This is a genomic window from Metallosphaera yellowstonensis MK1, from assembly GCF_000243315.1.
GTDB classification, from domain to species: domain Archaea; phylum Thermoproteota; class Thermoprotei_A; order Sulfolobales; family Sulfolobaceae; genus Metallosphaera; species Metallosphaera yellowstonensis.
The window spans coordinates 329,978-337,111 of the sequence record NZ_JH597761.1 but is presented as its reverse complement, the minus strand read 5'-3'; the positions used below and the strand labels follow the sequence as shown (position 1 = coordinate 337,111).

Below are 7,134 nucleotides of genomic sequence, written 5' to 3'. Positions count from 1 at the left end.
TTACTGTAAGACCGTATGAGTACTTGACCCTCTCCTGGTCCCACACCTGGTTCTCTCCACGGGTCAAAGGGTTAGAACTGGGTGAGCCCGTGATAAAGGAGGACAAGGTTCACCTACCATTCCGTTACAAATTACCCTGGTCAACTCCCCTGGACTATCTAGCAATCGACAGTAACCTCTATACTCTGGACGCTTACGACGGCGAGAAGTTCGTCACTTTCTCCTTGAGGGAGCTGTACAGCCTCAAGTTTGGGATGGAGTTGAAGAGGGGTAGAATACAGTCCTTCGCTTCCAAGCACGGTAGGAAAGGGGAGTTGTTGTCGAGGAAGTACTCCCACCGTGAGAGGAATAGAGTTAGGGACTACGTTCACAAGTTCGTCAACGAGCTCCTTGAGATGTATCCCGTGACTACGATTGCTGTTGAGAAACTGAACAAACAGGATATGTTCCAAGAAGCTGACGACAAGTTGTCTAAGAAGATTTCAAGGACTGTATGGAGGTCGATCCACCGTGTGTTGAAGTACAAGGCCCCACTATACGGCTCCCTAGTTAAGGAGGTGAACCCGCATTTAACTTCCAAGTCCTGCCCCAGATGTGGACGGATTTCCCGAAAGGTAGGACTTTTCGTTGTGAGAGGTGTGGTTTCACCCTGGATAGACAACTCAACGCATCCTTGAATATCTTCCTCAAGATGTGCGGGTTTCCCCACCTCTCTCTCACTCCCAGTGGGAGTAGGTGGGTTGGGGTCACCCCGTTAAGGGGGCGGAGGAGTAACGGGTTTCCCCGCGACTCCGGTGAAGCTCAAGGGCTGAGGATTGGATACAAATTCATGAAAATTCAATGAGGCTTGAACCCCAGCATGAAAAGTTAGATTCAGAGTCCACTGTATAATTAAAGGGAAACCTAAAGTCAGTTTTGTTAGTAATCGGAGCGATCCGTAAACCAAACTTCATATAAAATTTTATATATTACTAATACTAGTTACTAACCATGGAAGAGGTCAAGGTAACCAGAAACTACCAAGTGACCATACCTTACGAGGCCAGGCGAAAGCTCGGCATAAGGATAGGGGACAAGTTGATCGTACGCGTTGAGGGTGATAACATAATAATTCGGAAGAAGAAAGGGGATATAGCTTCCCTCAATCTAACTTTAGGAAGGAAGATAACTGACGAGGAGATAAACGAGGTAATAAACGAGGTCAGCGAGAGGATTGCAGGCAGTAGCTGATACCAACTTCGTCATAGCGGTGATGTTCAAAGACCACGAGAACCACCGGATGGCATTGAAGAAGTGGAGCAATCTGGAGAAGGCTTATTTACCCATTATCTCCATTACGGAACTGGCCTACTACCTCGTTAAGAATAAGATGGATCTAGGAATAATAGAGGAAGTGTTAAACGATCCTAAGATTGAGGTAGTCCCGGTGACTTTGGAGGACGTATATTACGCGTTAGGTAACAAGGATGAAGTGAGGGGTTATGATGACGTTAATGACTTCTTAATCTTATCGATATCGCTCAGGTTAAACCTGCAGTTACTCACGTTTGACAAGAAGTTAAAAAGGAAAATCCAGCGTAGGCTTTGATGGTTAAAGCAATATTAGGGCAAAACCTCCTAAAAGCTTCAATTCTTTGGCTTCAATGTTCTCCCATGTATTAGTTATGGGATTTTTCCACTGGATATAGCACTATAAGTAAGGCGAAATCTAATAACTGCTATAAGGTGATTATCACTAGGAACTTCGAGAGATTTCCAGGCCCTTCATGGATCCCTGGGAACACAGGCATATGAGCGCTGGGGGCAATGGACACCTGAACCTGATCTTTAGGTGGGCTCCAGCTGACGTGAGGGTAATATAGGCTAATTAAATTATTTTAGTCAATCTAATATGTCATCAAAACTTTATCTTCCTGAGCTCACTTCCATCTCCCCACAAGGTCTTTACCAAGAGTTCCGCCTCACGCAGGAGTTCACTGAGGCTCACGTACTGCTCGTCCCTCTTAAGTACCCTCACGTTGTTATCAACTTGAACCAGGGTGAACTTCCTCTGTGCCGTATCTAAGTTCCTAACGTTAGCTATGACCACACCAGTCAGCATAACGTTACCTACCAAGGGTAACACTGAGGGTAGGTCAAGCTTAACTACCTTGGGGATCTTCGCCACAAACTCAACCTGATAGGCCCACACCAATTCCCTGAGGTCTCCCTTGAAGGAGAGTGATCTCAGGAATCTCTCGAAGGCCTCCTGCGACTTTTCCCCCTTGGAGGAGAACGAAATGGACCTGGAGTATCCGTTCACCCTCTCATCGGGCTCCTCGAAGATCTCTACCTCTGGCCCGAGAGGTATCCCATCAATCATCTTGTCAAGTAGTTCGTTTGGATACGGTTTAGAAAAAATGATTGAATTCGAACTTCTAACTACTTCCATCTCTCCTTCCTCTGACCCTGAATCTCTGGGCTATCTCCCATAAGACGGCCTCTGGGTTCTCGACGTTTACGGTAGTAGTGTTGGCTGCCAGAGCCGTCGCCCTCCTCCTGAGGTCGGTTGTTAGCACTGCCGGTTTCACCTCTATCCCCAGCGACTTAGCCAACTCCATGAGCTCCGTTGTCCCATCACTGGGGCTAGGTGGAACCAAGCGTAGGAGTCCCATCACTTTAGGATCGTTACCGGTGGAGCCCACGATCTCGTCCACGACCTCCTTGATGGTGGAGTCAAGTCCAGTCAGCCTCATGAACAATCTCAGCAGGCTCAAGTTCTCACCGCCTTGGATAAGACCTCCGTGAAGTAATAGGACTTGCTCAGTCCCTGTCCGTCTTTAATCCCGTTAAGCATGGAGAGGTTACAGTTGGGATCGAAGGTTACTACGGTCTTAGCCCAGGAGGCTAGCTGCCTCACTGAGTACATCCTCACCCTCTTCAGCTTCTCCTCCTTCTCCTTGAGGAGCTCCAGGTGGTGTCCACATGTGAACAGTGTGTGGGAGGAGGGTGAAGCCTTAGGTTCCCTGTAGGATGGCAGTACTGCCTTCATGAGCTCCCTATGGGGTCTCTCCACTCCGCCCAACCTGCTCATGAACTCCGAGTCGTGCACGGTGGTATCTTCCTTTACGTCTGCCTGATCCACCTTCACCCTCCCTGCCCTATAGGCCTCGTACACGGTCTCGGTGAGGTGCTCCACCGGTGTGTCGATTTTCCTTCCCAAGCTCTTGGGGGCCTGCCACCTCAGGAAGAAGAAACCTGAGCCGTCACTCGTCACTATCCTCTTCACTCCCAACCTCTTGGCCTCCTGGAACACCCTGTCGAACTGCTCCCTCGCCGTCTCGAAGTCCCCCGCTAGGTAAGCGTAGTACCCCACGTCGCTGACCTGTGAGCTCACCGTCCACTTCTCCTTGAGGGTTGAGAACAGTGAGGAGACCTGTCCCAGCACGTTTGGATCCTTAGCCTCGAGGGCACTGGGAACGTAAAGGACGTCTGCCCTCTCGTCCACGGGCAACCCGTGAGACTTGGCACTCTCTCCCCACTCCTCTCTGGTTAGACCCAGCGCATTTCCTGTCTTCTTGGTGTTCCCTGCCCATTCCTCAGCCCCCTCCAGGTTAGTCCCTGAGAGGTGGAGCATCCTTCTCAGGAGTATGGCGGTGTACCAGTTGGGTATCTCCAGAGGGGAGGTCTCTGTGCACGCCCCACAGGCTGTGCAGTTGTAGGCGGATTCCCTCCACTTCAGGAACTCCGAGGACTTGATCCCCCTAAGTCTCAGGAACCTGACCACCACACCGTACCCAGTATAGAACATGGAGTATACCTTATTGACCTCGTAGGTCCTCCAGGCCGGGATGTCAGTGGCCTCCTGTCCGTCAAGCCAAAATGGACACGTGTACCTACAGACGCCGCACCTCATGCACTCCTGTATTCCCCAGACATCGTAGGGAGATAATTCGTCCAAGGCCCTCGAGACCAACCTCCTACCCAGTTTCACGTTCTTTCCTTCCACCTTGAATCCCCCGCAAACTTCACCTTTTCTTCCTTCCGTAGCCATAACCCCTCATTCCCTTGCCCAGGTAGTAGCCGAACATGTGCCATCCCTTGCTGAAGGGTACGTAGCCTATGAACGCTCCAACCAAAGCTATGTGAAGTCCGTACCAATTGGTCTGGTTAGGTATTCCCAAGTAGGGAACCTGAAAGTCGTACATGGCAGCTAGGCCAGTCACTATGATTGCGAAGAGTAGTATGAGGAAGACGTAATCTCCGGAGGAGCTCAATCTCTTGTGTCCAGTGACGTCCTCAACTATCCTCGTCACCAGGTATCCCAGTATCCCCGCTAGGGCTAGAAGCCCCATGGTGGTTCCGTTAACTAGTACCGAAAGGAAGCTCCAAGGGTCGAAGGTGGACGTAGAGACTTCAGCCGAGTTCCAAGCTCCTAGCGGATTCAGTATCCCTCCGTGGGAGTAGGCGTTTGATCCCAGGAGACCCATTTGATATGCAGAGGTAAACTGCTCTGGGGTGGAGATCTTTAGGAGGAACCACAGTGGGTTGGAGACGCCGAATATACTACCGAAGATGTAGTTCCACGCCAGGATGTGAATTCCCACCAGTACGACTACACCCAGCATGAATATGTGCCAGAACACTGTCTCCACTATGAGGAACGGGTCCCTCCTAGCGGCTGACTGAAAGGGCGTCGGTATGGCAGTAATGGCCTCCTTCACTTCAGCGCCGAGCCCAGCGGTGGCATAGGTCACTACCCTTCTCCCTAGGAAGTACCTGGAGATTCTATATATGGCACCGAAGACGAAGAAGAGGAGACCCAGGGGGAAGATTACGTTCAGACCCCACCAGTAAAGGGAGTCCGACCCCAACGATGCGCCTATTGCCAAGACTACTGGAAGCATCGCCTATACCTCACTTGACCTTCATGGCAAACCTGTAGAACGCCTTAATGGAGTTGCTTAGGTCTATCGGGGCCCCCAGCGTTAGATACCTAGCCTTTCCGTTGGGTAGAACCATGTGAACACCACAGACGAAGCAGGGATCGAATGACCTCAGCGTCTGGGCGAACTCGAAGCCGTCCCATTGCTCTAGCGGTAGCACGGTCAATCTGGGAGTCCCAGGCATGTTGTAGTCTGGGTTACCCATTATGACCTCCTCGAAGGTTCCAGCACCGTGAGTGGGGGAGGCAGGCTTAATGGTTTGAATCCCGTCGTCGTAGCTGTTCCTGACCCTTGGACCTGAGTTGACTGTGGTTGGTTGCATCTGTTGCGGATTAATCGTGGGAACAGAGACTCCGGTCCCGGTGGCGAAGACCTCAGAGTGATACTGCGCTCCCCTGGGAGCTTCCTTCATGCCCACGCCTAGGGCTACATCTATGTTGGTGTTCTGTTTATAGGTCCAGCTGGAAGGTGGCATACTACTGACCTGTGTCCTCCCCTGCTTCAAGTAGGTGACGGCACTCATCCACGCTACCCACATTCCCATTCCGTCCAACCCAGCCTCGAATGCCCTGGCCCTCATCCTCTCTATGGCGTTGGTCACTATCTTCCCTCCTGACAGGGCGTAGGGAGCCACGTACTTGAACTCTATCTCGCTCCCCTGCTGGAACTCCGGAGGTAATGTCACCCTAGGACTGTTGACCGTGGGCAGGACGAAGGTGGCACTCATCTCGTTGCTGTTGTAACTCACACCGAAACCTGAGGGGTAGTCTGAGGTGTAGATAGGTGTAGGGGCCTGCGGTTGCAACACCTGAGCGTACATGACAGCCATGGGGTCTGCCTCCACGTTGTAGAAGAGATTGGTGATGGGTTTCCCGTTCTGATATGGAACAAACCTAGGGGACACTGCCCAAGAGTAGGGAGCACCGTAGGCCATTGGCACGGCCCTCGGTTGTGGATTTGGCATAGTCCACTTCCTCCATGGATGGTAGAAACTCACGGGGTTACCTGAGGGGTCCTGTTCTATCCCGCTCACCGAGGACGGAACCTCACTGTTGAAGGAACCGTTCTCGTACCATGGGGTATAGAAGGAGGACTCCACTAACTCCCTTATGCCCAGGTTTATGTCCACCAGGTCGTTGGTGACCAATGTGGGAGGGGAGTTGGAGTTCTTCTGTATCACTAACCCTGGCTTGACCACCCTAGCTCTCCCCCACGCACCCATGTTCTCATACGTGCCGTCATAGGGGGACACCGAGGTACTCGAGGGAGTCACTGATGGTGCCTCAGAGACGTCGCTCTGCCCGTAAGATACGAAGTTCCCCGGTCTGTTCCCTTCCTCCGCGAAACCTAGGGTTCCGTTTATCTTGTCGTAGAGGGCCTGTATACCGAACGCGTTGTTGTAGTCCGCTAAGAAGAGCGTCAGGTACTCGTACGCAGCCATCTGCTTCATCAACCAGGCAGTACCGTCAACCATCCTCTGGAAGTACCTCTGGAGGTTCTCAACGGTTGGAGGAACTCCTATTCCTCCTGGAACCATGGTGATGGGATGTGGAATCCGTAGGAAGTAGAGTAGTTCTGCCTCGTGAAGTATCCTCCAGGCATATGCCCCTTCCAGGAAATATGCCCCTATTATTGGGACTAACGCGTCCATGATGTCAGCCACGGTTCTCAGTTTAACGCCTGCCATCTCCATCTCTGAGGGTGGTCCCATTGGGAAGGCCTGCGACTCCTGGGCCACCTTACTCAGGGGAGTCTGTTGGGCTATCTCGTAAATCTGGCTGGGGAAGTAACCAGCTATCTTGAAGAACAGTGAGCTCCAGTCAGGTCCACCCAGAGCCGTCAGGTGTGCTGTGGCGTCATAGGTCATGGCAGCGTCGGTGGCCAGCACTATTCCCTCAAGTCCTAGGGGTGGAGGGGCGTTTCCCCCTTGGGCCATCTCCTGGGCTATCCTCTCTATGAACTGGTGGTGCTCTCCACAGATGCCGCACTCCCTGCTGGAGAGCATTATGACGTCTGGCCCCGGCTTGTTCCTCATGAATATCTCAAATCCCCTGAACATCCCTGCTGCAGCGTAAGCGTCAGAGGCCCTACCGCTCACGGAATCATAGGTGACCTGAATTCCCAGCTCGGGCTTTATCCTGACTATGGGCTCTATGAGGACCGGTTTGGTCCAGTCGAACGTGAAGTAATAGGGAGAACTAGTTGCCAT

General features: G+C 52.0%; 7 protein-coding genes and 1 pseudogene. 3 read left to right on the top strand and 5 right to left on the bottom strand.

Annotated features, from left to right (window positions below; genetic code table 11):
- The 3 genes and pseudogenes from METMK1DRAFT_RS02475 to METMK1DRAFT_RS02465 all read left to right on the top strand — a co-directional run.
- Nucleotides 1-844: pseudogene (locus tag METMK1DRAFT_RS02475) on the top strand (RNA-guided endonuclease InsQ/TnpB family protein); the annotation flags it as partial.
- 146 nt (nt 845-990) lie between these two features.
- Nucleotides 991-1,230, top strand: coding sequence for an AbrB/MazE/SpoVT family DNA-binding domain-containing protein (locus METMK1DRAFT_RS02470; protein WP_009070456.1), 240 nt, complete (start codon nt 991-993; stop codon nt 1,228-1,230).
- Entirely contained in the window at nt 1,214-1,588 is a 375-nt protein-coding gene (locus METMK1DRAFT_RS02465) for a PIN domain-containing protein (protein WP_009070454.1), read from the top strand. The genes METMK1DRAFT_RS02470 and METMK1DRAFT_RS02465 overlap by 17 nt, the downstream gene beginning before the upstream one ends.
- Before the next feature lie 309 nt (nt 1,589-1,897).
- Here the strand turns inward: METMK1DRAFT_RS02465 and METMK1DRAFT_RS02460 are convergent, their stop codons facing one another.
- Genes METMK1DRAFT_RS02460 through METMK1DRAFT_RS02440 form a run of 5 tightly spaced genes read right to left on the bottom strand, consistent with a single transcriptional unit; the run spans nt 1,898 to nt 7,134 of the window.
- Entirely contained in the window at nt 1,898-2,431 is a 534-nt protein-coding gene (locus METMK1DRAFT_RS02460; RefSeq protein ID WP_009070451.1) for a hypothetical protein, read from the bottom strand.
- Nucleotides 2,418-2,756: a hypothetical protein gene (locus METMK1DRAFT_RS02455; protein ID WP_009070449.1), complete on the bottom strand. Its 339-nt coding sequence runs from the start codon at nt 2,754-2,756 to the stop codon at nt 2,418-2,420. Before METMK1DRAFT_RS02455 ends, METMK1DRAFT_RS02460 begins: the two co-directional genes overlap by 14 nt.
- On the bottom strand, nt 2,753-4,033 hold the full coding sequence (locus tag METMK1DRAFT_RS02450) for a (Fe-S)-binding protein (protein WP_009070447.1): 1,281 nt from the start codon (nt 4,031-4,033) through the stop codon (nt 2,753-2,755). Before METMK1DRAFT_RS02450 ends, METMK1DRAFT_RS02455 begins: the two co-directional genes overlap by 4 nt.
- Nucleotides 4,008-4,886: a hypothetical protein gene (locus METMK1DRAFT_RS02445; protein WP_009070444.1), complete on the bottom strand. Its 879-nt coding sequence runs from the start codon at nt 4,884-4,886 to the stop codon at nt 4,008-4,010. The genes METMK1DRAFT_RS02450 and METMK1DRAFT_RS02445 overlap by 26 nt, the downstream gene beginning before the upstream one ends.
- A gap of 10 nt (nt 4,887-4,896) precedes the next feature.
- Nucleotides 4,897-7,134: a Ni Fe-hydrogenase I large subunit gene (locus METMK1DRAFT_RS02440; protein ID WP_009070441.1), complete on the bottom strand. Its 2,238-nt coding sequence runs from the start codon at nt 7,132-7,134 to the stop codon at nt 4,897-4,899.

Bases quoted from the DNA above. Each gene is read 5' to 3' on its own strand.
- METMK1DRAFT_RS02460 (WP_009070451.1), bottom strand. From the start codon at position 2,431: ATGGAAGTAGTTAGAAGTTCGAATTCAATCATTTTTTCTAAACCGTAT.
- METMK1DRAFT_RS02470 (WP_009070456.1), top strand. From the start codon at position 991: ATGGAAGAGGTCAAGGTAACCAGAAACTACCAAGTGACCATACCTTAC.
- METMK1DRAFT_RS02445 (WP_009070444.1), bottom strand. From the start codon at position 4,886: ATGCTTCCAGTAGTCTTGGCAATAGGCGCATCGTTGGGGTCGGACTCC.
- METMK1DRAFT_RS02450 (WP_009070447.1), bottom strand. From the start codon at position 4,033: ATGGCTACGGAAGGAAGAAAAGGTGAAGTTTGCGGGGGATTCAAGGTG.
- METMK1DRAFT_RS02440 (WP_009070441.1), bottom strand. From the start codon at position 7,134: ATGGCAACTAGTTCTCCCTATTACTTCACGTTCGACTGGACCAAACCG.